Origin of the sequence: Paracoccus yeei ATCC BAA-599, assembly GCF_000622145.1 — a bacterium.
Lineage (GTDB): Bacteria > Pseudomonadota > Alphaproteobacteria > Rhodobacterales > Rhodobacteraceae > Paracoccus > Paracoccus yeei.
On record NZ_JHWH01000001.1, the window covers coordinates 47732 to 73256 of the forward strand.

27 protein-coding genes and 1 tRNA gene are annotated in these 25525 nt (G+C 68.1%); 13 read left to right on the forward strand and 15 right to left on the reverse strand.

Annotated features, from left to right (window positions below; translation table 11 throughout):
- Positions 1–2: 2 nt before the first annotated feature.
- The gene (locus tag BU28_RS0100225; protein WP_028717646.1) at positions 3–632 is read right to left on the reverse strand and encodes an ATP-dependent Clp protease proteolytic subunit; all 630 of its coding nucleotides are present in this window, start codon (positions 630–632) and stop codon (positions 3–5) included.
- Positions 633–825: 193 nt separating this feature from the next.
- Here BU28_RS0100225 and pth point away from each other — a divergent pair, with 193 nt between their 5' ends.
- Together pth and BU28_RS0100235 are read left to right on the forward strand one after the other, a co-directional pair.
- Positions 826–1530 (forward strand): aminoacyl-tRNA hydrolase, encoded by a 705-nt coding sequence (gene pth, locus BU28_RS0100230; protein WP_028717647.1) that lies wholly within the window; start codon positions 826–828, stop codon positions 1528–1530.
- A gap of 25 nt (positions 1531–1555) precedes the next feature.
- Positions 1556–1924 carry a DUF2237 family protein gene (locus tag BU28_RS0100235; RefSeq protein ID WP_088239212.1) on the forward strand — a complete coding sequence of 123 codons (369 nt, stop codon included), beginning with the start codon at positions 1556–1558 and terminating at the stop codon, positions 1922–1924.
- Positions 1925–1968: 44 nt separating this feature from the next.
- Here BU28_RS0100235 and BU28_RS0100240 read toward each other — a convergent pair.
- The 10 genes from BU28_RS0100240 to coaBC form a co-directional block, all read right to left on the reverse strand.
- Positions 1969–2045: transfer RNA gene (locus BU28_RS0100240), tRNA-Arg, on the reverse strand.
- Between the two features lie 47 nt (positions 2046–2092).
- Entirely contained in the window at positions 2093–3304 is a 1212-nt protein-coding gene (locus tag BU28_RS0100245; RefSeq protein ID WP_028717649.1) for a cysteine desulfurase, read from the reverse strand.
- Entirely contained in the window at positions 3301–3888 is a 588-nt protein-coding gene (locus BU28_RS0100250) for a Yip1 family protein (RefSeq protein ID WP_028717650.1), read from the reverse strand. Before BU28_RS0100250 ends, BU28_RS0100245 begins: the two co-directional genes overlap by 4 nt.
- Positions 3885–4370, reverse strand: a complete 486-nt coding sequence (locus BU28_RS0100255) for a hypothetical protein (protein WP_028717651.1) — start codon at positions 4368–4370, stop codon at positions 3885–3887. Before BU28_RS0100255 ends, BU28_RS0100250 begins: the two co-directional genes overlap by 4 nt.
- 3 nt (positions 4371–4373) lie before the next feature.
- A complete protein-coding gene (locus tag BU28_RS0100260; RefSeq protein WP_081791237.1) occupies positions 4374–5708 on the reverse strand; it encodes a SufB/SufD family protein in 1335 nt (444 codons plus the stop codon).
- A complete protein-coding gene (gene sufC, locus BU28_RS0100265; RefSeq protein ID WP_028717653.1) occupies positions 5708–6463 on the reverse strand; it encodes a Fe-S cluster assembly ATPase SufC in 756 nt (251 codons plus the stop codon). Before sufC ends, BU28_RS0100260 begins: the two co-directional genes overlap by 1 nt.
- Before the next feature lie 11 nt (positions 6464–6474).
- The gene (locus BU28_RS0100270; RefSeq protein WP_028717654.1) at positions 6475–6786 is read right to left on the reverse strand and encodes a heavy metal-binding domain-containing protein; all 312 of its coding nucleotides are present in this window, start codon (positions 6784–6786) and stop codon (positions 6475–6477) included.
- Positions 6783–8309, reverse strand: coding sequence for a Fe-S cluster assembly protein SufB (gene sufB / locus BU28_RS0100275; RefSeq protein ID WP_028717655.1), 1527 nt, complete (start codon positions 8307–8309; stop codon positions 6783–6785). The genes BU28_RS0100270 and sufB overlap by 4 nt, the downstream gene beginning before the upstream one ends.
- A gap of 1 nt (position 8310) precedes the next feature.
- The gene (locus tag BU28_RS0100280) at positions 8311–9378 is read right to left on the reverse strand and encodes a cysteine desulfurase family protein (RefSeq protein WP_028717656.1); all 1068 of its coding nucleotides are present in this window, start codon (positions 9376–9378) and stop codon (positions 8311–8313) included.
- On the reverse strand, positions 9375–10634 hold the full coding sequence (gene coaBC / locus BU28_RS0100285) for a bifunctional phosphopantothenoylcysteine decarboxylase/phosphopantothenate--cysteine ligase CoaBC (protein WP_028717657.1): 1260 nt from the start codon (positions 10632–10634) through the stop codon (positions 9375–9377). The genes BU28_RS0100280 and coaBC overlap by 4 nt, the downstream gene beginning before the upstream one ends.
- 132 nt (positions 10635–10766) lie before the next feature.
- Between coaBC and BU28_RS0100290 the strand changes: the two genes are divergently transcribed.
- On the forward strand, positions 10767–12281 hold the full coding sequence (locus tag BU28_RS0100290) for a YifB family Mg chelatase-like AAA ATPase (RefSeq protein ID WP_028717658.1): 1515 nt from the start codon (positions 10767–10769) through the stop codon (positions 12279–12281).
- Between the two features lie 12 nt (positions 12282–12293).
- Here BU28_RS0100290 and BU28_RS24070 read toward each other — a convergent pair whose 3' ends face one another.
- Entirely contained in the window at positions 12294–13445 is a 1152-nt protein-coding gene (locus BU28_RS24070) for a calcium-binding protein (RefSeq protein WP_051577649.1), read from the reverse strand.
- 152 nt (positions 13446–13597) lie between these two features.
- Here BU28_RS24070 and BU28_RS0100300 point away from each other — a divergent pair, with 152 nt between their 5' ends.
- From BU28_RS0100300 to BU28_RS0100315, 4 genes are all read left to right on the forward strand, one after another.
- Positions 13598–14572 (forward strand): bile acid:sodium symporter family protein, encoded by a 975-nt coding sequence (locus BU28_RS0100300; protein ID WP_028717659.1) that lies wholly within the window; start codon positions 13598–13600, stop codon positions 14570–14572.
- Between the two features lie 87 nt (positions 14573–14659).
- Positions 14660–15112 carry a hypothetical protein gene (locus BU28_RS0100305; protein WP_028717660.1) on the forward strand — a complete coding sequence of 151 codons (453 nt, stop codon included), beginning with the start codon at positions 14660–14662 and terminating at the stop codon, positions 15110–15112.
- A 1-nt stretch (position 15113) separates the two neighbouring features.
- Entirely contained in the window at positions 15114–16163 is a 1050-nt protein-coding gene (locus BU28_RS0100310) for a hypothetical protein (protein ID WP_028717661.1), read from the forward strand.
- Complete coding sequence (locus tag BU28_RS0100315; protein ID WP_028717662.1) at positions 16160–17419, forward strand: hypothetical protein; 1260 nt, start codon at positions 16160–16162, stop codon at positions 17417–17419. The genes BU28_RS0100310 and BU28_RS0100315 overlap by 4 nt, the downstream gene beginning before the upstream one ends.
- 145 nt (positions 17420–17564) lie before the next feature.
- Here the strand turns inward: BU28_RS0100315 and BU28_RS0100320 are convergent, their stop codons facing one another.
- From BU28_RS0100320 to BU28_RS0100330, 3 genes are all read right to left on the reverse strand, one after another.
- Entirely contained in the window at positions 17565–19064 is a 1500-nt protein-coding gene (locus BU28_RS0100320) for a hypothetical protein (protein ID WP_028717663.1), read from the reverse strand.
- Positions 19065–19260: 196 nt separating this feature from the next.
- On the reverse strand, positions 19261–19617 hold the full coding sequence (locus BU28_RS0100325; RefSeq protein WP_036761720.1) for a YigZ family protein: 357 nt from the start codon (positions 19615–19617) through the stop codon (positions 19261–19263).
- On the reverse strand, positions 19614–20036 hold the full coding sequence (locus BU28_RS0100330) for a Fur family transcriptional regulator (protein ID WP_028717665.1): 423 nt from the start codon (positions 20034–20036) through the stop codon (positions 19614–19616). Before BU28_RS0100330 ends, BU28_RS0100325 begins: the two co-directional genes overlap by 4 nt.
- 89 nt (positions 20037–20125) lie before the next feature.
- Between BU28_RS0100330 and BU28_RS0100335 the strand changes: the two genes are divergently transcribed.
- The 6 genes from BU28_RS0100335 to BU28_RS0100360 are packed head-to-tail and all read left to right on the forward strand — an operon-like array spanning position 20126 to position 25422.
- Positions 20126–21019 carry a metal ABC transporter substrate-binding protein gene (locus tag BU28_RS0100335; protein WP_028717666.1) on the forward strand — a complete coding sequence of 298 codons (894 nt, stop codon included), beginning with the start codon at positions 20126–20128 and terminating at the stop codon, positions 21017–21019.
- On the forward strand, positions 21012–21869 hold the full coding sequence (locus BU28_RS0100340; RefSeq protein ID WP_028717667.1) for a manganese/iron ABC transporter ATP-binding protein: 858 nt from the start codon (positions 21012–21014) through the stop codon (positions 21867–21869). The genes BU28_RS0100335 and BU28_RS0100340 overlap by 8 nt, the downstream gene beginning before the upstream one ends.
- Positions 21866–22714, forward strand: coding sequence for a metal ABC transporter permease (locus tag BU28_RS0100345; RefSeq protein WP_028717668.1), 849 nt, complete (start codon positions 21866–21868; stop codon positions 22712–22714). Before BU28_RS0100340 ends, BU28_RS0100345 begins: the two co-directional genes overlap by 4 nt.
- Entirely contained in the window at positions 22714–23538 is an 825-nt protein-coding gene (locus BU28_RS0100350) for a metal ABC transporter permease (RefSeq protein ID WP_036761721.1), read from the forward strand. The genes BU28_RS0100345 and BU28_RS0100350 overlap by 1 nt, the downstream gene beginning before the upstream one ends.
- A gap of 60 nt (positions 23539–23598) precedes the next feature.
- Positions 23599–24822: a glutathionylspermidine synthase family protein gene (locus BU28_RS0100355; protein WP_028717670.1), complete on the forward strand. Its 1224-nt coding sequence runs from the start codon at positions 23599–23601 to the stop codon at positions 24820–24822.
- Between the two features lie 3 nt (positions 24823–24825).
- The gene (locus tag BU28_RS0100360) at positions 24826–25422 is read left to right on the forward strand and encodes a DUF1190 domain-containing protein (RefSeq protein WP_028717671.1); all 597 of its coding nucleotides are present in this window, start codon (positions 24826–24828) and stop codon (positions 25420–25422) included.
- Positions 25423–25525: the final 103 nt, after the last annotated feature.

Here is a 25525-nt window from a genome sequence, read left to right on the forward strand (position 1 = left end):
GATCACGTCGTGGGCTCGGCCTTGCCGCGTGCCTCCAGGATTTCGTCGATCAGGCCCCACTCCTTGGCTTCCTCGGGGGACATGAAGCGGTCGCGCTCCAGCGCCTCCTCGACCTCCTCCAGAGTGCGGCCGGTGTGCTTCACATAGATCTCGTTCAGCCGCCGCTTCAGCTTCTCGGTCTCGCGCGCATGGATCAGGATGTCGGTCGCCTGGCCCTGGAACCCGCCCGACGGCTGGTGCACCATCACCCGGCTGTTGGGCAGCGAATAGCGGCTGCCGGGCTGGCCGGCGCAAAGCAGCAGCGACCCCATCGACGCCGCCTGCCCCACCACCAGCGTCGAGACGCGCGGCTTGATGTATTGCATCGTGTCATAGATCGACAGGCCGGCCGTCACCACGCCGCCGGGGCTGTTGATGTACATGCTGATGTCCTTGGTCGGATTCTCCGCCTCGAGGAACAGCAACTGTGCGGAAATCAGGGTGGCCATCCCGTCATGGACAGGGCCCGCCAGGAAGATGATCCGTTCCTTGAGCAGGCGCGAAAAGATGTCATAGGCCCGTTCGCCCCGGCTGGTCTGTTCGACGACCATGGGGACGAGCGTGTTCATGTAGAATTCTGCCGGATCTTGCATGTCTTTCCTTGCTTTTGTCCCTGCATGGCGGGGGCTGGCCGATTCGCCCAAGGGGGACGAACCCCCGCTCATGAGATAGTGTCGAAACCTTGACAGAGTCTTAGTAATCCCCGCCCCCGAGAACAAGAGAGCGATAGAAATTGCCCCCGGTCGCCCGCACCGGTATCCTGCGGCCAAGGCGACGGAGAATGCGATGATACTGCTGGTCGGCCTGGGCAATCCGGGCGCGAAATACGAACGCAACCGCCACAACGTGGGCTTCATGGCGGTCAATCGCATCGCGGCCGACCATGGTTTCACCCCCTGGCGGGCGCGGTTCCAGGGCCAGGTCGCCGAGGGACGCCTGGGCGACACCCGCACCGTGCTGCTGAAACCCGGCACCTTCATGAACCTTTCCGGCCAGTCCGTGGGCGAGGCGATGCGCTATCTGAAGCTCGACCCCGCCCAGGTCCTGGTGCTGCACGACGAACTGGACCTTGCCCCGGGCAAGGTGCGGCTCAAGCTGGGCGGGGGGCACGCGGGGCACAACGGCTTGCGGTCCATTCACCAGCACATTGGCGACGCCTATCGGCGGCTGCGCATCGGCATCGGTCATCCGGGGCACAAGGATCGGGTCGCGGGCTATGTCCTGTCCGACTTCGCCAAGGCCGAGGAGGCGGGGCTGGACGACCTGCTGCGCGGCATCTCGGACGGGGCCGAGGCGCTGGCGGCGGGCGACGACGCGCGCTTCATGAACGCCGTCGCGGCCCGCGTGGCGCCGCCGCGAAACTCTGGCACCCGCCCCACGGCCAAGCCCGAAACGCGGCCCCAGCCCGCAACCCTGCCCAAGCCCGCCCCGGAACCCGCCGCGCAAAGCCTGAGCGACCGGCTGCGTGCCCTGGGCGAGCGCTTCAGATGAGCCGCCCCTGCCCGGAGGACCCCTGATGGATGCCGCGCTCAACGTTCTGGGCGAGACCCTGCAGCCCTGCTCGACCCGGCCGATGACGGGATTTTACCGCGACGGCTGCTGCAACACCGGCCCCGAGGACGGCGCGCTTCACACGGTCTGCGTGGTGGTGACGGCCGAGTTTCTGGCGTTTTCCAAATACCTGGGCAATGATCTTAGCACGCCGCGTCCCGAATACCGCTTTCCCGGCTTGAAACCTGGCGATCGCTGGTGTCTGTGCGCGGCCCGGTTCCTGCAGGCAGCCCAGGAATTCGCCGCCCCCTCGGTGGTGCTGGACGCCACCCACCAGCGCACGCTGGACATCGTGCCCATGGCGCTTCTGCGCGCGCATGCGATCAAGGAATAGCACGCTCCGCCCCAAGGGCGGCCGGTGACGGTCAGCGGGGGAAATGGCGGTCCCAACACGATTCGAACGTGTGGCCTCTACCTTCGGAGGGTAGCGCTCTATCCAGCTGAGCTATGGGACCGCAAGCCCCCGCTGATTAGCCGCAAACGCGCGGCTCTGCAATGGGGTTCAGGCGAAAAGCTCACGGCAGAATGCCAGCCCGTCGACCAGCGCGTCGACGTCGGCCTCGGTGTTGTACATCGCGAAGCTCGCCCGGGCCGAGGCCGAGACGCCAAAGAAATCCATCAGCGGCATGGCGCAATGGGTACCGGCGCGCACGGCGATGCCGCGCTTGTCCAGAATGGTCGAAATGTCATGGGCATGCGCGCCATGCATGGTCATGGAAAAGATCGCGCCCTTGTCGGGCGAATCGCCTTGCACGGACAGCCAGTTCAGGCTGCGCAGCCGGTCGCGGGCCCGGTCGCGCAGGGCGCGTTCGTGCGCGGCGACATTCTCCATCCCCAGACCCATCAGGTATTCCAGCGCGGCGCCCAGGCCGATCTGGTTGACGATGCCGGGGGTTCCGGCCTCGAACCGCAGGGGCGGGTCGGCATAGTCGATGCCGTCCCGCGTGACCGTGCGGATCATGTCGCCGCCGCCCAAGAACGGGCGCATCTCGGCCTGGCGCTCGGCCCTGATCCAGATCGCGCCTGACCCGGAGGGGCCGTAAAGCTTGTGCCCGGTGATGCAGTAGAAATCGACGCCCAGCGTCGACAGATCGACCGGCATGTGGACGGCGGCCTGGCTGCCATCGGCCAGCACGGGCACCGAGGTCGCGCGGGCGATGGCGCCCACGTCCACCACGGTGCCGGTGACGTTCGACATGTGGGTGACGGCGATCAGCCGGGTACGCGGCCCGACGGCGGCCAGCACCTTCTCCGGCGGCAGGCTGCCGTCGGGCTCGGGCTCGACCCATTTCAGCACCACGCCCTGACGTTCGCGCAGGAAGTGCCAGGGCACGATGTTGGCGTGATGTTCCAGCACCGAGACGACGATCTCGTCCCCCGGCTGCAACCGGGGCGCGGCCCAAGCATAGGAGACCATGTTGATCCCCTCGGTCGAGCCCGAGGTGAAGATCACCTCATCCTCGCGCGGGGCGTTCAGAAAGCGGGCGATGATGCCGCGGACGCGCTCGTAATTCTCGGTCGCGAGGTTCGACAGGTAATGCAGCCCGCGATGCACATTGGCATACTCGCCTTCGTAGGCGCGGGTGATGGCGTCGATCACGACGCGGGGCTTTTGCGCGCTGGCGCCGCTGTCCAGATAGACCAGCGGCTTGCCGTTGACCTGCCGCGACAGGATTGGGAAATCGGCGCGGACCTTTTCGATGTCGAAACTCATGGCGTTACCTCGGGCAGGATGCCGAATGCGGCGGCGATCAGCGACAGCAGAAAGCCCATGACGAAAATGCCGCCGATGAAGGTGACGGCGACCTTGGCGGTGCTGGAGAACCCGTGCAGCGCCCGCGTCAGCGCGATCGTCAGATAGATGGACATGCCAAGCGCCACCAGCGACATCAGCGAGCCGGTGCCGGGCAGCACGACCATCAGCGCCAGTTGCGCCGCCTGCAGGCCCACCAGGATCAGCTCGACCCAGGCGATCAGCAGCAGGGCGTCGTCGAAGGTGCCCGCACCGCCGAACAGGCGGCCGATCGCGGTGATCAGCGCGGCCAGAAAGGCCAGGGCGCCGAACTGCACCGTAGCCAGCATCGCGGGCGATGCCAGAAGCCCGGCCAGCGGATCGTCGGCAGGCAAGGGAAAGGCCAATCGCGCCAACATGGCCAGCAGCGTCGACAGGCTGACCGCCAGCGCGAGCGCCATCCAGCGCGCGCCGGTCGGTGGATCGACCCGCCGCATGGTCCGGACGAATCCGGAGGGATCGCGCAGAGTCAGGACCACCAGATCGCCAAGTTCGCCAAAGGTCATGCCATCCTCGTCACTGCATGCAGACCCGCGCCCCATATCACGAGAAAACCGATCCCCGCCACCGCCCGCGTCACGCCAAGAGCGGCACCGGGCCCGACCAGCCCTGCTGTCAGCCCCGCCAGCAGCATCGCGGGCGACACCGCCAACAGCGCCCAGAACAGCGCCAGCCGCGAATCCTGCGGCGACACCGGTCGACCCGTCACGCGCGACAGCACGGCAACGATCAGGGCCACGCCATAGGCCAGCAGCGGCATGATGAACATGACGGCCAGCAGCGCACCCCCCATGCGGGCCTGCAAGGGCACCGAAGGGTCGAGATGGGCCGCACGGGCATGTTCCGGCGCCTGGGCGACCAAAAACATCAGCATCGCCCCCATCAGGATGGCGATCAGCCCCCGGTCGGGCATGCCGCGCAGGCCGCGCACCACGCGGCCCGGCGCCCACCAGCTTTCAACGATGCGCGGGACGATCCCGGAGCGCATGGCTCAGCGCGCGGCCCGGCTGGTCAGCCATTCGTCCAGCCGTCCCAGGATGCGGTCGCGCAGGGTCTCGTCCTCGATCTCGTCCAGGGCGTCGGCCAGGAAGGACAGGACCAGCAGCACCACGGCCTGTTCGCGCGGCACGCCGCGCGAGCGCAGGTAGAACAGCGCCGTTTCGTCCAGCGCCCCTGTGGTCGAGCCGTGCGAGCACTTCACGTCGTCGGCATAGATCTCAAGCTCGGGCTTGGCCAGGAACTGGCTGCCTTCGTCCAGCAGCAGGCCCTGGCTGATCTGGTAGCCGTCGGTTTTCTGCGCGCCGGGTTTGACCAGGATCTTGCCCTGGAAAATGCCGTGGGCGCCGTTCTTCAGCACCTTCTTGTAAACCTGACGGCTTTCGCAGCGTTCGGCCCCATGGGTGATAAAGACCGTGTCGTCGTGATGGAACGCGCCTTCGTCCCCGTCGCCCAGGACGGCGGCGGCGATATGGGCGGTCGCGTCATCGCCCCGAATGTCGATGACGCCTTCGTTGCGCATGACGCGACCGTTCACCGCCAGCGCAAAGGACTTGAACAGCCCCCCGGCGCCCACACGGGCGAACAGATGGCCGATGCCCACGCGATCGTCGTCCGCACGCTTGCTGGCGACATGGTGGAACCGCGCCCCCTCGGCCACGTCGACCTCGATGACGGTGTTCGACCGCGCGCCCAGCCCGCCGGTTTCCAGGAGCGTCAGCTCGGCCCCCGGCTCAAGCTTGACGACATGGTGCAGCATGACATCCGCCGCGTCCGAGGACCGGCGATAGAACAGGTGAACAGGGCGCGAGACCTTGCCCGTCACCCGGATCAGCGCGCCGTCGCGCGCGGCCAGGGTGTTCAGGATCGCGAAGGGCCGCTTGACCGGGTGCTGCCCCGCCTGCTCCAGCGCGCCGTAAAGCCCTTCGGCCCAATGCGGGCCGGCAGCATCGGCGGCGGCCAGCGTCGCAATCTCCAGCCCCTCGCCCGTCAGCGGGTCCGAGGCAGAGGCGTCGAATTCCCCGTCGACAAAGACCAGCCGCAGCCGGTCGATGTCGTCGAACAGCGTCGCTTCGCGAGCCGGCACCGGCAGGGCCGCGGGCGCCACCGCATTGAACGGCGCGGGGTCGGTATAACGCCAGTATTCATCGCGCGCGCCGGGCAGGCCCGTGGCCTGCAGACGGGCGGCCGCATCCGCGCGGGCGGCGGCGGTAAAGCCGCCCTGCGGCAGGTCCAGCGCATCCAGACGCGCGGCCAGGGCCGCGTCGCCCGGACGCGCCCTGCCCTCGACCGTCGGGGTCTGGGCATCAAGCACAGCCGTGTCCGCCATCAGCCGACCTCCGCCAGCAGGTCGCCATAACCGTTCCGCTCGACCTCCAGCGCCAGTTCGGGACCGCCGGACTTCACGATCCGGCCGTTCGACATGATGTGCACCACGTCGGGTTTGATGTGGTCCAGCAGGCGCTGGTAATGGGTGATGACCAGGAAGCTGCGGTCGGGCGCGCGCAGCGCGTTCACGCCCTCGGCCACCAGTCGCATCGCATCCACGTCCAGGCCCGAGTCGGTTTCGTCCAGGATGCACATGCTGGGTTCCAGCATGGCCATCTGCAGGATCTCGTTGCGCTTCTTCTCGCCACCCGAAAAGCCGACGTTGACCGGACGCTTCAGCATCTCGCTGTCGATCTGCAGCGTCTTGGCCTTTTCGCGCACGACTTTCAGGAAGTCGGCCGCGCTCAACTCCTCTTCGCCACGCGCCTTGCGCTGCGCGTTCACGGCGGTGCGCAGGAAGGTCAGGTTGCCGACGCCCGGAATTTCGACCGGGTACTGGAAGGCCAGGAACAGGCCGGCGGCGGCACGCTCCTCGGGTTCCATGTCCAGCAGGCTTTCGCCGTCCAGCGTTGCCTGCCCCTCGGTGACCTCATAGCCATCGCGGCCCGAAAGGACATAGGAGAGGGTGGATTTTCCCGAACCGTTCGGGCCCATGATCGCATGGACCTCGCCAGCCGGGACGGTCAGATCGACGCCTTTGAGGATCTGTTTGCCCCCATCCTCAAGCTCGACGTGCAGATTCTTGATTTCCAGCATGTTTTCGGTTCCTATTCGACGGTCACGGCGGTGCCCGAGGCAGACACCATCAGCATGTTGTTGATGACTTCATAGTCCAGATCGACACCGACCACGGCATTGCCGCCCAAGGCGGTGGCGCGGTCCTGCATCTCGGACAAGGCGGTTTCGCGGGCCGAGGCCAGCGCGGATTCGTAGGCACCCGAACGGCCGCCCACGATGTCGCGGATCCCTGCGAAAAGGTCGCGAAAGATGTTGGCGCCGATGATCGTCTCGCCCGTCACCACGCCATGATAGGCGCTGATGCGACGGCCATCGATGCCGGGAGTGGTCGTGACGATCATCCGACTGACCCTTCCAGGCTGATGGCGACCAGCGACTGCGCCTCCATCGCGAATTCCATCGGCAGGGCTTGCAGCACTTCGCGGCAGAAGCCGTTCACGACCAGCGCGACCGCTTCTTCCTCGTCCATGCCGCGGGCGCGGCAATAGAACAGCTGGTCGTCGTCAACCTTGCTGGTCGTCGCCTCGTGCTCGACCCGGGACGAGGTGTTCTTGACCTCGATATAGGGCACGGTATGGGCGCCGCATTCGCTGCCGATCAGCAGGCTGTCGCACTGGGTATAGTTGCGGCTGTTCGTCGCGCGCGGGTGCATCGTCACCAACCCGCGATAGGTGTTCTGCGCCTTGCCCGCCGAAATCCCTTTGGAAACAATGCGCGAGCGCGTGTTCTTGCCAAGATGGATCATCTTGGTGCCGGTGTCAGCCTGCTGCATGTTGTTGGCGATGGCGATGGAATAGAACTCGCCCTGGCTTTCCTCGCCCCGCAGGATGCAGGACGGGTATTTCCAGGTGATCGCGCTGCCGGTTTCAACCTGCGTCCACATCACCTTGGCGCGCGCCTCGCGGCAATCGGCGCGCTTGGTCACGAAGTTGTAGATGCCGCCCTTGCCTTCCTCGTCGCCGGGGAACCAGTTCTGGACGGTCGAGTATTTCACCTCGGCATCTTCCAGAATGACGATTTCCACCACGGCCGCGTGCAGCTGCGCGGTATCGCGCTTGGGCGCGGTGCAGCCCTCGAGGTAGCTGACGTAGCTGCCCTTGTCGGCGATGATCAGCGTGCGTTCGAACTGGCCGGTGTTTTCGGCGTTGATGCGGAAATAGGTCGAAAGCTCCATCGGGCAGCGGGTGCCCGGCGGGATATAGACGAAGCTGCCGTCCGAAAAGACCGCCGAGTTCAGCGTGGCAAAGAAGTTGTCCGACTGCGGCACGACGCTGCCCAGGTATTTCCTGACCAGTTCGGGATGTTCGCGGATCGCCTCGCTGATCGAGCAGAAGATCACGCCGGCCTTGGCAAGCTCGTCCTTGAAGGTCGTGCCGACGGACACGCTGTCGAACACCGCATCGACCGCCACCCGGCGCGCCTCGGCCGGAGCGTTTTCGGCGCCCTCGACCCCGGCCAGGATCATCTGCTCCTTCAGCGGGATGCCCAGTTTTTCATAGGTGGCCAGCAGCTTGGGGTCGACCTCGTCCAGCGACTTCGGCTTGACCTCCATGCTTTTCGGGCGGGCATAGTAATACTGGTCCTGATAGTCGATATCGGGATAGTTCAGCATCGCCCAGCGGGGTTCCGTCATGGTGACCCAGCGGCGATAGGCCTGCAGCCGCCATTCGGTCATCCATTCGGGTTCTTCGTTCTTTTGCGAGATGAGGCGGACGATATCCTCGCTCAGCCCCTTCGGCGCATAGTCCATCTCGATCTCGGTGTCCCAGCCGTATTTGTAGGACCCCATGTTCTGGACGGTTTCGACGGTCTCGCGGTCTACGCCCTCGCGGACTTCGATTGCCTCGCCGATCTCTACAGCCATCTCACATCCTTCCCGCGGTCGCCCGCTGATCATTCCTCTGCCGCCAGCGGGCATGGGCCGCCAACCAGGCATCTGCAAAACGCATGACGTCCCGATGGTCCGTCGTCGGCCCGATCGAGACGCGGATCGCATCGCCCGCACAATCCGGCGCATACCCCATGGCCGTCAGCACCGAACTGGGCCGGACCTTGCCCGAGGAGCAGGCCGAGCCCGCCGAAACGGCAAAACCGGCCAGATCCATCTGCATCACCTGCGTCTCTCCGCGCCAGCCTGGCGTCAGGATCGACAATGTGTTCGGCAAGCGTCGGGATTCGCGCCCCGGGAATGTAATCAATTCCGCCCCGGATTCCAGACGTGCTGCAAGGGAATCGCGGATCTCGGCCATTTTTTCGCCGCTTCCTTGATCCAGATCATTTTGTGCCGCCGCCGCCGCCGCCGCAAAGCCCATGATGCCGATCAGGTTCTCGGTTCCGGCGCGGCGGCCCTGCTCCTGTCCGCCGCCCTTCAGCCGGGCCTCGATCTCGGTCCCGCGCCTGACGACCAGCGCGCCCACCCCGCGCGGGCCGCCCAGCTTGTGGGCGCTGACGAAGCCGGCCTCGATCCCCAGCCAGTTGAAGGCGAAAGGGATCTTGCCGAAGGCCTGGGTCAGGTCGCTGGCCGCCAGCCCCTGCGGCAGGTCCTGGACCACGCCGGTTTCCGGGTTCGCCAGTTGCAGGGTCGAGGCGCCGGGCGCAGCGACCGCGACGCGCCCCGACGGGTCCGTCTGCAGCGAGGCGCGGCACCAGCCCAGCACGGCGGCATGTTCGACGCCCGCACAGGCCAGGTCGCGCCCCGCCAGGATCAAAGCCGCCGATTCCGTGGCGCCCGAGGTGAAGATGACATCCGCCCCCTCGGCCCCCAGGGCCGCGGCCACCTGTTCGCGGGCGCGTTCCAGCGCGGACTTGGCGGCCCGCCCTTCGGCATGGACCGAGGACGGGTTACCCACGATCTCGGTCGCGGCCAGCATCGCCTCGCGCGCCTCGGGGCGCAGGGGGGCGGTGGCGTTCCAGTCCAGATAGGTGCGGTTCATGGCACATCCCCCGCCAGGGTATCGGCGATGCGTTCGGCCAGGCGGCGCGCGACCTCGGGCTTGGTCATGCGCGGCCAGGGCTCGGCCCCGGTCTCGGTAATCAGGGTCACGGCGTTCTCTGGCCCGCCCATGATGCCGGTTTCGGGCGAGACGTCGTTCGCCACGATCCAGTCCGCGCCCTTGCGCAGCCGCTTGGCCTTGGCATTGGCCAGCACATCGTCGGTCTCGGCCGCAAAGCCCACCACGAGGTCGGGGCGCCCGTTCGTCAGCCGGCCCAGCCAGGCCAGGATATCGGGGTTCTCCGCGAACTCCAGCATGGGCGCCACGCCCTGGGCGTCCTTCTTGATCTTGCTGTCGCGGGCGTTCAGCACCTGCCAGTCGGCCACCGCCGCCGCCATCACGGCGGCATCGGCGGGCAAGGCGCGCTCGACCGCATCGCGCATCTGCCGGGCGGTTTCGACCCGGATCACCTCGACGCCCTCGGGGGGCGGCACCTCGGCCGGGCCGGTCACGAAGCTGACCCGCGCGCCCAGGTCGCGCAGCGCGGCCGCGATGGCCGTGCCCTGCGCCCCGCTGGAGCGGTTGGCGATATAGCGCACCGGGTCGATGGGTTCATGCGTCGGCCCCGAGGTCACGATGACATGATGCCCCGACAGCCGCCCCTGCGCGGGGGGCAGCGACACCACCGCCTCGGGCGGCAGGCGCAGCGGGCGGTCGCGGCCCAGCGCGGCAAGGATCGCGTCGCGGATCGCCTCGGGCTCGGCCATGCGGCCGGGGCCGTATTCGCCGCAGGCCATGTCGCCCTCGTCGGGGCCCACGAAGCGGATGCCGTCCTCTTCCAGCAGGTCGCGGTTGCGGCGGGTCGCGGGATGGTTCCACATGCGGACGTTCATGGCCGGCGCGGCCAGCACCGGCTTGTCGGTCGCAAGCAGCAGCGTGGTGGCCAGATCGTCGGCCATGCCCGCCGCCATCCGCGCCATCAGGTCGGCGGTCGCGGGCGCCACCACCACCAGGTCGGCGTTCCGCGACAGCTGGATATGGCCCATCTCGGATTCGCGGGTCAGGTCGAACAGCGCGGTGTGGCAGGGCGCCTCGGCCAGGGCGGACAGGGTCAGGGGCGTGACGAACTCGGCGCCGCCCGAAGTCAGCACGGGTGTGACGGACAGACCCTCGCGCCGCAGCATCCGGATCAGTTCGGGGATCTTGAAGGCGGCGATGCCCCCTCCGACGATCAGCAATATGCGGCTTCCCGGCATGGTCGCTCCTTCAGACTGGTCGCCCTGCACATAGGCCGAACCGAGGCACCGGGCAAGGAAGCCCGGCCGTTAACCTTTCCTTAAGAACGCGCCGTTAACCAAAGGTTCGATTGCGGGTCCCGGGAGAGATGCATGGCCGCCACCGCCTACACCGTCGCTTTCGAGGGGGTCGAGGCCCGCCTGGTCGAGGTGCAATGCTCGATCACGGCGGGTTTGCCGGGCTTTGCCATCGTGGGCCTGCCCGACAAGTCGGTCAGCGAGGCGCGCGAACGGGTGCGCGCGGCCTTTGGCGCCATGGCGATCGCGATGCCATCGCGGCGCGTGACGGTGAACATGTCGCCCGCCGACCTGCCGAAAGAGGGGTCGCATTTCGACCTGCCCATCGCGCTGGCCGTGCTGGGCGCGCTGGAGGTGCTGCCGCCCGACGCCCTGGGTCACGTTGTCGCATTGGGGGAACTGGCGCTGGATGGGCGGCTCGCACCCGTGGCGGGCGCCCTGCCCGCCGCCCTGGCCGCGTCCGAGGAGGATCGGGCTCTGATGGTGCCCCGGCCCTGCGGTCCCGAGGCGGCCTGGGTCGGCTCGGTCCCCGTCTTTGCGCCGCGCAGCCTGCGCGAGGCGGTCGACCACCTGACCGACCGCGCGCCCCTGGCCCGGGCCGAGCCGGGCGAGGCCGAGGATCGCGACATCTTCGACGACCTCGCGGACGTCAAGGGCCAGGAACGCGCCCGCCGCGCCATCGAGATCGCGGCGGCCGGGCGCCACCACCTGCTGATGGTGGGTCCCCCGGGCGCCACCAAGACCATGTTGGCGAGGCGCCTTCCGGGGCTGCTGCCGCCCCTGTCCCCGCAGGAGGCGCTGGAAACCTCGGTTATCCGCTCGGTCGCGGGGCAGTTGCGCGACGGCGGCATTTCGCGGACCGCGCCGTTCTGCCAGCCGCACCACACCGCCTCGCAGGCCGCGATGATCGGCGGCGGGCGCCATGCCGGGCCGGGGCAGGTCAGCCTGGCGCATAACGGCGTGCTGTTCCTGGACGAGTTGCCCGAGTTCGAGCGCCGGGTGATCGACGCCCTGCGCGAGCCCATCGAGACGGGCGAGGTGCATGTTTCGCGCGCCAATGCCCATATCCGCTATCCCGCCCGGTTCCTGCTGGTCGCCGCAGCCAACCCCTGCCGCTGCGGCAATCTGGCCGATCCGGCGCAGTCCTGCGCCAAGGTGCCGCTCTGCGGGGCGGATTACATGGCGCGGATTTCCGGGCCGATGATGGACCGTTTCGACATGCGCATGGAGGTGCCGCAGATCACGCTGGAGGAGATGCAGCTGCCCGGCCAGGGCGAGACCTCGGCCAGCGTCGCGGCCCGGGTGGCGGCGGCGCGCGCAATCCAGCGCGAACGCTTTGCCGGCCACCCCAAGGTGCGGGTCAATTCCGACGCGACCGGCCGCCTGGTCGAGGAGATCGCCCCCCTCGACGCCGAATGCAGCGCCCTGCTGGCGCGCGCGGCAGAGCGCTTTGGCATGACGCCGCGCGGCTATCACCGCATCCTGCGCTCGGCCCGGACCATCGCCGACCTTGACGGCGCGGCGGCGATCCGCCCGCCGCACCTGGCCGAGGCCCTGTCGTTCCGCATCACCTTCGGCAAGCAGGACTAGCCTGGCTGCGGGTCACAGCAGGAAATCGCTGGCCAGCAGCGCCTGGTTTCCCGCGACCAGGAAGGCCATGTCGGCCACGCGGTCGCCGTTGGTGTCGGCCTGAACGATCACCCCGCCGGCCACCCGGCCATAGCGCAATTCGCCCGCCGCGCCGCTGAAGGCGTCGGTCCCGACATAGCGGAAGGCATCGTTGTCGTAGCCGTCGCGACGGTCCGCGTCGATGGCCGACAGGTCGATCCGGTCGCCCTGCGCGCGCGAGAAGTCCCGGATCTGGTCGCGCATCTGCGGCGCGCTGTCCGAGGCCGCCAGGAAGACGAAGCGGTCGGCGCCCAGGCCGCCCCAAAGCTGGTCCGCACCCTGCCCGCCGGTCAGGATGTCGTTGCCCGCCTCGCCCAGCAGCCGGTCGGCGCCGGCACCGCCCAGAAGGCGGTCGTTGCCCACCCCCGCCGCCAGCAGGTCGTTCTGCGCGCCGCCCTCGAGCGTGTCATAGCCCGCGCCGCCCCACAGCGTATCCGCACCCGCGTCGCCCTTCATCCGGTCGTTGCCGGCCTCGCCGAACAGTCGGTCGTTTTCGGTGCCGCCCGACAGATCGTCGTTGCCGAAGCCGCCGGACAGGGTGTCAAAGCCGGCCCCGCCCAGGATTTCGTCATTGCCGGCCTCGCCCTTGAGCAGGTCGGCGCGATTGAAGCCCTCGATGGTGTCGTTGCCCAGCCCGCCAAAGATCTGGTCGCGGTCGATCCCGCCCCACAGCATGTCGTTGCCGCCCTGGCCATGGATCGTATCGTTGCCAGCGAAACCAACCAGGAAATCGGCGAGGTTCCCGCCCGTCATCCGGTCGCTGCCCGAAAGCGCGCGGGCCATCAGGTCGATGTCGTCCTCGGACGTATAGGTCCAGGCCACGGCGGTAAGCGCGGCGGCCGAGATGGCAATGTTGTCGATGGAAAAGACCGTCGTTGCGCCAAGCTCGCCGCGGGCCCCGGTGATCGTGCCGGCTATCGGCATGCCATAGGCGTCGTAGCGCAGGCCGCTGCCGGTCAGGACATCGCGATACCCCGTGCCGTAATCGACCACCAGCCGGCTGGAACTGCGCGAATAGCTGTCGCCATACAGCAGTTCGCTGAAATCCAGCGCCGAGATATCCAAGCCGTAATTCGGATTTACCATAATCGTTGCCATGTTTCACCATAAAATCTTGAACCGGCTTGACTAAGCCCAAGGGCCGGTATTCATGCAATCTGTCCTTTTCGGCGAGTCGGGCCCTGTTCCTTGCCGCTGGCGGCCGGCCCGCGGGACGCAAGCGCGAAAGGTCCCCCGTCATGAAGTTTCTCAAGCGCATCGGTGTCGACGGCTACATGCTGCTTCTGGTCCTGACGGCCGTGGCGGGAGTGGTGCTGCCGGCGCGGGGTCTGGCGGCCGGCGTGCTGGGCCATGCGACCTTCTGGGCGGTGACGCTGCTGTTCTTTCTTTACGGCGCCAAGCTTGACCCGGCGGCGGTGCGGGCGGGGCTTTTGAACCTGCGCCTGCAGACGCTGACCTTTCTGGCGACCTATCTGCTGTTTCCGGTGCTGGGCCTGGGCCTTGCCGCCGCGTTCGGCGGCGTCCTGGGGCCGGCGATGACGATGGGGCTGCTGTTCCTGTCGGTCCTGCCCTCGACGGTGCAAAGCTCGATCGCCTTCACCTCGATGGCGGGGGGCAACGTGCCGGCGGCGATCTGCGCGGCATCGCTTTCCAACATCGTGGGCGTGGTGCTGACGCCCCTGCTGGTCGCGCGGCTTCTGCATGTCGATGGCGGCGGCGTCAGCCTGGACGCGATCGAGAAGATCGGCGTCCAGATCCTGCTGCCTTTCGTCGCGGGCCAGCTGCTGCGGCCGCTGATCGGCGGGTTCGTGCGGCGCCACCGGCTGCTGACCATGGTGGTGGACCGCGGCTCGATCCTGCTGATCGTCTATTCGGCGTTCAGCGGCAGCACGAACTCGGGCCTGTGGTCGCAGATCCCGGTCCCGGCCATGGTGCTGAGCCTGCTTGCGGTGTCGGTGTTTCTGGCGCTGGCCATGGCGATCATGGCCGGGACGGGCCGGCTGATGCGGATGCCCCAGGCCGACCAGGCGGTGCTGTTCTTTTGCGGATCGACGAAAAGCCTGGCCAGCGGCCTGCCCATCGCCAGCGCGATCTTTCCCGCGGCGACGGTGGGCGCGACCGTCCTGCCGGTGATGATGTATCACATGCTGCAGCTTCTGGTCTGTTCGGTGATTGCCCAGCGCATGGCGCGGCGCGCGGTGCCGGGCGGCTGAAGGAGCGTTGCTTGGGCCGCATCGGCAACGCGGGCAAACAGCCCCGATAATGGCCGCGACCGATGCATGTAAGCCCAGGAGCTGCGAATGCCGAACAAAGCCATTGTCACCGGCGTCCTTGTCGACGCCACGCTTGCCCCGATTTCCCAGGGAAAGATCGTCGCGACGCTGAACGGATCGGACATCTTCGACGGCGGCGTGCGCATCGTGACCCAGAAGGTCGAGGCCACGACCGACACCGAGGGGCGCTGGCAGATGCCGCTGATCGTCAATGCCGAGGGCGACACAGCCGCCACCACCTGGTCGATCGAGGGCTACAACCAGTATGTCACCAAGGTCTTCGAGGTGAAGTCCCTGTTCATCGCCAGCAGCCTGTCCGTCTCGCTGGGCGATCTGGAAAAGACCAGCGCGCAGAACCTGAAGGCGGCCAAGGACGCCACCATCTCGCGCCTTCTGGTGGTGACGGACTATACCGATTACTCCGCCCTGCCCGACACGCAGAAGCGGCCGACCGACATCGTCCTGGTCCGGGGAGCCTGAGATGGCGGTCATCATCCATTCCGACATCGGACGCGCCGTCTTTTCGGGCCTGCGCGCCGCCTATTTCGGCGATCAGCCGGTGTCCCTGCGCAACAGCACCGGCATCCTGCTGGTGGGCACCGACCAGCCGGTCGCGCCGACCATCACCCGCCAGCCCAGCATCCTGCCGCAGGAGGCCGGCATCGGCGACAGCATCACCCTGGACATCGGCGAGGCCGCGGGCCTGCCCGCGCCGGTGGCAAGCTGGGACTTCACCCTGAACGGCGTCTCGATCAAGGGGCGGCTGGACCGCGGCGCCACGACCATCGAACTGGCGGAAACGGGCATCTACGAACTGACCGTCGCCTGGACGAACAGCGCCGATTCCGTGATGGCGAATACCGTCGCGCTGACTGTCGCGCCCCCCCTGGTGCCGGCCATCGACTATGCCCGGGTCGCGCTGGCCTATATCGACGTCTCGGCCACCATCACGGGAAGCGACGCCGACGTCGGCGCGATCACCGCCCGGGGAACGGGGGCCTATGTCTTTACCAAGGCGGGCAGCGGCACGGCGATCCGCCGCACCAGCGACGGCTTTGCCTTTGCCGACGGCGCCTATGTCCAGACGCAGGTCCTGAGCGCCCAGCCGACCACGGACGGGCTGTTCGCCGTGGCCGACCTGACGTTGACCAGCTACGGTTCGAACGTGGGCCAGATCATCGACGGCACGGGGGTCAACCTCAAGCTGCGCAACAGCGCCGGGGCGATCCAGGTACTGGGGCCCGTCTCGGGCCAGGGGGCGCTGTCGCTTGGCACGGTCGCGTATGGCACCCGCGTGATCGTGGCAGGCCAACTCGACGATGTGGCGGACCTGCTGTCGGGGATCAGCATCGCGGGTACTGCCGTGTCGGCCCCGCATACCGGCCTGGTCGACCCGCTGCCCACGCGCTTTACCATGGGGCGCTATCTGAACGGCACGCTGCACCGCCTGGCCATCGTCGGCCGCCCCGAAGGCGGCGCCTGGCCCGTCACCATGGCCGAGGTCGTCGCGGATTTTCGGCGGGGGGCGTGACGGCCCCCAGACCCTCCGTCACCTCTCTGGAAATCCTGCCGGTCTATGGCCAGTCGGAAAACCGCTCGTCGCCCGATCCGCTGGCGGCAACGCTGGACGCGGCGACGCCCGAGCAGGTCTATTACACCCTTGGCATGGTCACCACGGCGGGCCGGGCGGTCGACACGTCCGGGGCGGGCTGGGACGCCGCGGCCAACGCCATGGCGCAGATCGACCAGACCCGCCCGGCCAGCGGCCTTGCGTCGGCTGCGAACCTGGGGCGCGTCTCGCCCGCGTTCACGCTGCAATATTGCCGGGCGGCGTCCTGGCGCGACAAGGGAGAGAGCGGCCGCGGCGTCGTCATCGGCGATCACGGCTATGGCGGGCGCTATATCAACGAATGGCGGCTGGAGGACGCCTCGCCCATCGGGCGCAACCAGGCGTTCTGGCTGGCCGAAAGCAAGCGGCTGGCGGACAGCTTCGGCATCGCGATGACCTGCCCCTATGTTTATCTGTTCCAAGGCTCGTCGGCCAAGGACCAGCCGGGCACGGTCTATCGCGCCGATTTCGACGTCGCCCATGCCGAGACCGTCGCGCAATGCACCGCCCTGTTCGGCGCAGCGCCCCGGTTGGTGGTGGTGGTGAACGGCGGCGACGTGAACACGGTGGGCGACCTTTATGCGACGCCGGGTGTGCAATACCGTCTCGCGCTGGATTATGGCGCGATCATCGCCACCTGGCAGCGGGCCTATCCGATCAACGACCGCAACGCCCATGTGGACGGCGAGACGAAGGTCCTGATCGGAGAGACCACCGACTGGGCGATCAGCGAGGTCGAGGCTGGCCGCCCCTGGACCATCACCTATGACGTCCAGAAAGCGGGCGCGGTGGTCACGGTCAGCTTCGCCTTGCGGCCAGGCGAGACCTTGATGCAGCGCACGACGCTTTACGACACCTTCGGCGGGGCGGCGACCTGCGCCGATTTCGGCTTCGAGGCGGATGGCGGCATCGTCAGCGCGGTGCCCGATTTCGGGGGCAATACGGTCACGATCACGCTGGCTTCGGCCGATGCGACCTGGCTGCGCTTTGCCCACCAGGTGCAGGATTGCTACGACATGGCCGATGCGGCGGGCTATACCATGTCGGCCCATCGCACGACGCTGTTCGGCAGCCACACCCGGGCCAGCCGCTTCGTGCCGGGCCAGACGCTGTGGCGGCCCCTGCCCGGGTTCCGGGGCACGTTCCGCGACGGCGTGTTCGTGGACGACGCGGGCTGAAGCGCATCTCAATGGACCAAAGCATGGCGCGTCGGGTTCGTCCCGGCGCGCGTTTCTTCATGGCCGCTGCCGATCGAACGGGGCTGCACGGGGCATGAAAAAACGCGGCCCAAAGGCCGCGTTTCGTGTTGGTCGGCACGTTGCCCTATTTCTGCTGGATCCAGCCGGCGGGGCCGCGCACCATCAGCCGGCCGTCGTTGCGATAGGCGCGGCTTGGGCCATAGACCGGGTCGTTGACACCGTGGCTGGCGGTGTTCAGCTCTTTCGCGGTGACCTGGCCGTGCAGCAGCCGGTCCTCGAACCAGATCTCGTTGTAACGGCCGGCGTTCACATGCCCGGTCGAGACGCGCACCGGCGGCGTCGCCACATGGTCGAGCGAGCCGCCCAGCCGGAACACGCAACCGCCCACGCCCGAGCCGGACAGATCGACCAGCGCGGGACGCGCGGCCTCGCCCAGGCGGCTGCCGCCCTTGATCTGGGCGGTGATGCGCGCCCGGCGCAGGGTACCGGGCGCCCGGATGAAGGCGCGGGGCAGGCTGCGCGTACCCCGCCAGCCAAAGCCCTGCTGTTCCAGGCGGCCGCCCCCGGCCTCGTCAATGTCGCCCGAGAACACGATGCCGACGTTTCCGTTCAGTTGCAGGCCGGGACCCCAGCTGTCCTGGGTCGAGATGTTGTTCATCATGATCGTCTCGGTCCCCGGGTCGGGCAGATGGATGGCCGCGCCGATACCCTGGACCGCGCGCTGCATGCCGCAGAACCACACCTTCGAGTTCGTCCAGCGCAGGTTGCCCGCGCCGGCGCGGATCTCCACCCCGCTGTCGCCGGACAGATAGCAGGTCAGGTCGCTGAGGAAGCAGTCCGGGCTTTGGATCAGGAAGGCCGACTTGCCAGTCTTGCGGATTTCGACCCCGCGCGCGAAGTTCTCGCCCCGGCCCGACATCTGGAAGCCATAGCCGGCGATGTTGGTGAAGCAGACGTTCTCGATCCGGCCATGCGCGTCCGATCCCGCGTCGCGCACGGCGGCGTCCAGAGGACCGCCCGCGGGGGTCGCAAACACCAGGCCGCGCTGGGTCATGCGGGCCGGGTCATAGTGCCAGTTGCCGTTGCCGTCGCGGCTGTGGTTGCGCAGGTTCCAGCCGCCGTCGATGGTCAGGTCGGCCACGATGTTGTAGCCGTTGCCGCCGATGCCGCCGCTTACCGCCGGGGCCGCAAGGACGTCCACGAAGGGCTCGGCGTCGCTGGCGGGCTGGCAGAGCTGCCGGATGCGCGAGGAAAACTTGCCCGCCCCCCGGATCGAAGCGCCGCGCGGCAATTCCACGACGCCCCAGAGATCCAGCGAACCGCTGGGCAGGTGGACCGCGCCGCCCGTCCGCGCCGACCATTCCAGCGCGCTGCCCAGCGCTTCGGTGTTGGCCCGCGCCACGGCCTCGGGCGCGCGCTGGTCAAGCGCGGTCAGCGTGACGCCGAAATGGCGCACATCAACCGCCGGGACGAACTGCTGACGCACGGCTGCGACGATGCCGTCCGACGCCGGAGTCAGATAGGGCGCGGCCAGCGCCGGCGTCTGCAGGGTGCCGGACCCCAGCGTGCGTTCGATGGCGTCAAGGCGCGCCAGGATTGCGGTGGTATCGTAAGCTTCGGGCATGAAAACCTCGGTCCGTTGTTATGCCGGACCCGCCTTGTGACGGGGCCCCGTGCGCCGGATCGGGAAGGGCCGGCGGATCGGGGAACCGCCCTGTCATGCCGACCCGCCGCCCGAAACGCACGGACCGGATTAAGGCGAAACGCGCCTAACCGACTGTTAACCCTGCGCCCGCTGCAACAGGCTGGGGCGCAACGCCTCAGGACATCCGAGCCAGGTAATGGCGCACCGCGTCGATCACATGGCGAAAGCGGTCGCCGCCCAGATGCTTGCCGCCATACCAGCGGGTGACGACGATCATGTGGTCCTGAAGCCCCGCGCGTTCCAGCATTTGCAGGATGATCTGGCCCGCGCCGCTTTCGCCGTCATCGTCGCGGACCCCTTCGCCCGACAGGATCGCGGCCCAGCTGTTGTGGGTGGCCCGGGCGAAGCGCTTGTTGCGTTTCAGCTCTGCCAGCAGGGCCTGCGCCTCGGCCCGGTCGCGCGCCGGCCCGCCCGAGACGGCATAGCGCGAGCCCCGGTCGGAAATGATCTTGTCATGCACCGTCAGCGTCATCGTTTGCGCCGGACGTAAAGCTCCAGCCGGTGGCGGACGATCTCATAGCCCAGTTCGTCGGCAATCTCGGCCTGAAGCCGTTCGATCCGGTCGTTGACGAACTCGGTCACCTCTCCGGTGTCGAGGTCGATCATGTGGTCGTGATGGGTGCCGTCGGCAGGCTCGAACCGAGCTGGCTCTCCCTCGAACTCGAGCTTCAGGATCACGCCCTGCGCCTCGAGCGCGGAAAGCGTGCGATAGACCGTCGCAAGCGACACCCCCGCCCCGGCATCGGTCGCGCGCTGGAACAGCTGGGTCGCGTCGGGGTGGTCCTCGGCCGCGGCCAGCACGCGCAACAGGGCGGCCCGCTGGCGGGTGATGCGCACGCCCGCGCGGCGCAACGCGTCTTCGAATGATCGGGCCCGGGCTTCGTGATCCATGCCTCTGTTTCGCCCAGATGCGAATGAATTGCAACGCGCTTGACAGTTGAGAACGATTCGCAGATGTTGGCGGCAACGAAAGGACGACCATGCAACGCAGGACCTTCATCGCCACGAGCCTCGCCTCGACCTTCGCCCTTGCCGCCCCGGCCCTTGCCCAGCGCCGGTTCAAGGTGGCGACCACCTTCACCATCATCGCCGACATGGCCCGCAACGTCGCGGGCGAGCGGGCCGAGGTGGTGTCGATCACCCGCCCCGGGGCCGAGATCCACAATTACGAACCCACCCCCAGCGACCTGATCGGCGCGCGCGGCGCGGATCTGGTGCTGCGCAACGGGATGAACCTGGAACTGTGGTTCGAACAGTTCCTGCGCAACCTGGGCGACGTCCCCTCGGCCACGGTCAGCGAAGGGATCGTGCCGATGCCGATTTCGGGCGGCAGCTATCAGGGCAAGCCCAACCCCCACGCCTGGATGGGGCTGGATACGGCGATGACCTATGTCGACAACATCGCCGCCGCCCTGTCGCAGATGGACCCGGACGGGGTCGGCGACTATGCCCGCAACGCCGGCACCTACAAGGGCAGCATCGCCCGCACCATCGGCCCGATCCGCGACCGCGCCCGCGCCCTGCCGGACGAGCGGCGCTGGCTGGTCACGTCCGAGGGCGCCTTTTCCTATCTGGCGCGCGACTTCAACCTGAACGAGCTTTACCTGTGGCCGATCAATGCCGAGGCGCAGGGTACGCCCCAGCAGGTGCGCCGCGTGGTCGATGCGATCCGCCAGCACCGGATCCCGGTCATCTTTTCGGAAAGCACGGTCTCGGACCGTCCCGCCCGCCAGATCGCCTCGGAGACCGGGGCGCGCTATGGGGGCGTGCTGTATGTGGATAGCCTGTCCGAACCGGGCGGGCCGGTCCCGACCTATCTGGACCTGCTGCGGGTCACGTCGGAAACCATCGTCTCGGGCCTGACCGATGGCTGATGAAGGGATCGCGGCGCAAGGCCTGACTGTCACCTATCGCAACGGCTTCACGGCGCTGCGCGATGCCAGCTTCACCGTGCCCAAGGGCTCGGTCACGGCGCTGGTGGGCGTGAATGGCGCGGGCAAGTCCACGCTGTTCAAGGCGCTGATGGGCTTTGTCCCGGCCTCGCGCGGGACGGTGCAGGTCATGGGCATGGCCGTGCCCGAGGCCCTGCGCCGCAACCTGATCGCCTATGTTCCCCAGGCCGAGGAGGTCGACTGGACCTTTCCCGTGCTGGTCCAGGACGTGGTGATGATGGGCCGCTATGGCCACATGGGGTTCCTGCGCCGCGCCCGGCCGCAGGACCGCGCCGCCGTGGACCAGGCCCTGGAACGCGTCGGCATGACCGAATTCCGCCACCGCCAGATCGGAGAGCTGTCGGGCGGGCAGAAGAAGCGCGTCTTCCTGGCCCGGGCGCTGGCCCAGGGCGCCGCCGTCATCCTGCTGGACGAGCCCTTCACCGGCGTCGACGTCAAGACCGAGGAAGCGATCATCGCCCTGCTGCGCCAGATGCGGGACGAGGGCCGGGTCATGCTGGTGTCGACCCACGACCTGGGCTCGGTCCCCGAGTTCTGCGACCGGGTGGTGCTGGTCAAGGGCACGGTGCTGGCCCACGGCCCGACGGCCGAGGTCTTTACCCCCCAGAACCTGCGCCTGGCCTTTGGCGGCGTCCTGCGCCATCTGGTGCTGGGCGCGGGCCAGATCCATGACGACGACGATCCGCGCGAACTGACCATGCTGTCGGACGACGAACGCCCGCTGGTGTTCTACGACGGCAAGGCCCGCACGCCCGAGGCCGCGCCCAAATGATCGACACCCTGCTGATTCCCTTCGAATACGGCTACATGCGCGACGCGATCTGGGTCTCGGCCCTGGTCGGCGCGGTCTGCGCGTTCCTGTCGGCCTATCTGATGCTCAAGGGCTGGTCGCTGATCGGCGACGCGCTCAGCCATTCCATCGTGCCGGGTGTCGCGGGGGCCTACATGCTGGGCCTGCCCTTTGCGCTTGGCGCCTTCCTGTCGGGCGGGCTTGCGGCGCTGACCATGCTGTTCCTGAACCAGCGCACCGGCCTCAAGGAGGACGCGATCATCGGCCTGATCTTCACCGGCTTCTTCGGCCTCGGGCTGTTCATGGTGTCGCTCAATCCGATGGCGGTGTCGGTCCAGACCATCACCATGGGCAACATCCTGGCCATCACCCCCGGCGACACGATCCAGCTTGCCCTGATCGGAGGCATCTCGCTGCTGGTGCTGGGGCTCAAGTGGCGCGACCTGATGGTGGTGTTCTTCGATGAAAACCATGCCCGCACCATCGGCCTGAACCCGGGGCGGCTGCGGGTGCTGTTCTTTACGCTGCTGTCGGCCTGCACGGTCGCCGCCATGCAGACGGTGGGCGCCTTCCTGGTCGTAGCGCTGGTGGTGACGCCGGGCGCGACCGCCTATCTGCTGACCGACCGCTTTCCGCGCCTGATCGCGGTGTCGGTGGCGATCGGGGCGGTGACCTCGGCGGTCGGGGCCTATGTCTCGTTCTACCTCGACGGGGCGACGGGGGGCGTCATCGTCTGCCTGCAGACGCTGCTGTTCCTGCTGGCCTTCCTGCTTGCGCCCAAGCACGGGCTGCTGGCGGCCCGCCGGCGCGCGCGGAGGGCCGTGTGATGGACTGGATCGCCATGCCCTTTTCCTTTCCCTTCATGCGCGACGCGGCACTTCTGGGGCTGATGATCGCGCTGCCGGCGGGGCTTCTCAGCTGCTTCCTGGTGCTGCGCGGCTGGTCGCTGATGGGCGACGCGGTCAGTCACGCGATCCTGCCCGGCGTGGTGCTGGCCTATGTCGCGGGCCTGCCGCTGATCGTCGGAGCCTTCGCGGCGGGCTTCGGCTCGGCCCTGGCGGCGGGCTGGCTGCAGGGCAACAGCCGGGTCAAGCGCGACACCGTGCTGGGCGTCGTCATGTCCGGCATGTTCGGCCTGGGCGTCGTGCTGTACACCGCGATCCCGTCGGACCTGCACCTGGACCACATCCTGTTCGGCAACATGCTGGGGATCGGCCCGGGCGACCTGTGGCTGGCCGGCGCGATCTCGCTGCTGGTCGGGGGCGCCCTGCTGCTGAAATGGCGCGACCTGGCACTGGTGGGCTTCGACCCGGTGCAGGCGCGCGTCTCGGGCCTGCGGGTGCGCTGGCTGGACTACGGCCTGCTGGCGATGGTCTCGGCCACGGTGGTCGCGATGCTCAGCGCGGTCGGCATCATCCTGTCGGTGGCGCTGCTGATCGCACCGGGGGCCGTGGCCTATCTGGTCACCCGCAGCCTGGGGCGGATGCTGGCCGTGGCCGTGCTGGTCGCCGCCATCAGCACACTGGCCGGCGTCTGGTCCAGCTTCTGGCTGGACAGCGCGCCCGCCCCCACGATCGTGCTGATCCTGCTTTGCCAGTTCGTCCTGGCCTTCCTGTGGCGCAGCGCCATGACCCGGCGCGCCATGCAGTGAAATCGGCGGGACGGGTTGCGAAACCCGGCCCGCTGCGCCATGTCGTGGGCAGGAGGCACCATGGAAAAACGCACCCTGCCCGAGCGCGCCGGCTGGCGCGACGAGGCCCAGAAGCTCGGCTTCACCTTTGCCGACATGGCGGGCGAGCCCTATTGGGACGAAACCAGCGCCTATCGCTTTACCCTGCGCCAGATCGAGCAGGACCTGGAAGCGCCGGCGACGGAACTGCACGCGCTTTGCCGCGAGGCGGTGGACCGCGTCGTCCGGGACGAGGCCTGGATGACCCGCCTGGCCATCCCGCCCGAGCACTGGGACCTGGTCGCCGACAGCTGGCGGCGCGCCGAGCCCGAGCTCTACGGCCGCATGGACCTGTCCTACGACGGGCGCGGCCCGGCGAAACTGCTGGAATACAACGCCGACACGCCGACCTCGCTTTACGAAAGCGCCTCGTTCCAGTGGCTCTGGCTGGAACAGCAGCAGGCGGCGGGGGTGCTGGGCCCGGACACCGACCAGTTCAACGCCATCCATGAATCCCTGGTCGCCCGCTTCGGCGATATCTGCGCCCCGGCCGAGGACGTGCATTTCGCCGCCGACCCCGAGAACCCCGAAGATTACGCCACGGTCGAGACCCTGGCCTGGGCCGCGCGCGAGGCGGGGCTTGGCGCGCATTTCACCGCGCTTTCGCAGATCGGCCTGACCCCCGAGGGACAGTTCGCGGACGACGCCTCGCGCGTGATCGGCACGCTCTTCAAGCTCTACCCGTGGGAGGACATGCTGCGCGACGACTTCGCCGCGCATCTGCAATCCTCGGGCACCCGCTTCATCGAACCGCCGTGGAAGGCGGTCCTGTCGAACAAGGGCATCCTGCCCCTGCTGTGGCAGATCGCGCCGGGCCATCCGAACCTGCTGCCGGCCTTTTTCCTGGACGACGTGCGGGACGCGCTGACAGACGGCAGCCCCGCGCCCGCCGTCGCCGAAAGCTTCGCCGCGGCCGAGGCGGGCTTGCGCGCCGGCCATGTGACCAAACCCATCTTCTCGCGCGAGGGGGCGGGCGTCACCATCACGGAAAACGGCCGCACCACCGCCGAAACCGGCGACGACAGCTATTCCCACCACCCGATGATCGTCCAGGGGCTGGCGCCGCTGCCCGAATTCGACAGCTTCCATCCCGTCGTCGGCGCCTGGATCGTGGGCGAGGCGTGCTGCGGCATCGGCCTGCGCGAGGACCGCGCCCGCATCACCCACAACCTGTCGCGCTTCAAGCCGCATTTCATCGAGGGCTGACCCATGATCCCACGCAAACGCTCGCGCCATGTGGCCCTGATCCTCGCCGGCACGGCCACACTCGCCCTTGCCGGATGCGAGGACGACCGGGTCGACGCCCAGGCCTTTCCCGACCTGGAAAGCTGCATCGCCGCCAGCAAGGAAAGCAACCTCTGGTTCACCGAGGACGACTGCCGCAAGAACTTCGAGGCCGCCAAGCAGGAATTCGTCGAAACCGCGCCGCGCTATGCCTCGAAGGAACTGTGCGAACAGGAACATGGCGCAGGAAACTGCGGCGACGACCCGGCCGCGCAGCAATCGGGCGGCGGCGGCTTTTCCTTCATGCCGCTGTTCATGGGCTACATGCTCGGCTCGATGATGTCGCGCGGCGGGATCTTTTCCCAGCCGATGGTGCGCACGGCCGACGGCCGCTATGCCACGCCCAAGGGTGACCAGAGCTTTGCCAGCAACCGCGGCGCGGGCAAGGTTTCGCCCCAGACCTTCCAGCGCGCGCCCTCGACGCTCGGCAAGCCGCCGATGACGGCCTCCCAGGTCAGCCAGCGCGGCGGCTTCGGCGCCTCGGCCACCTCGTCGGGGGCGCGGCGCAGCCTGGGGGGCTGAATTTCTTTCTTGCCCAAATATCCCGGGGGGACGCCTTGCCCGCCCCGTTCAGGGGCGGGCAAGGCGTGGGGCCAGAGCCCCCCCGCCAACCCCGCAGTTAACG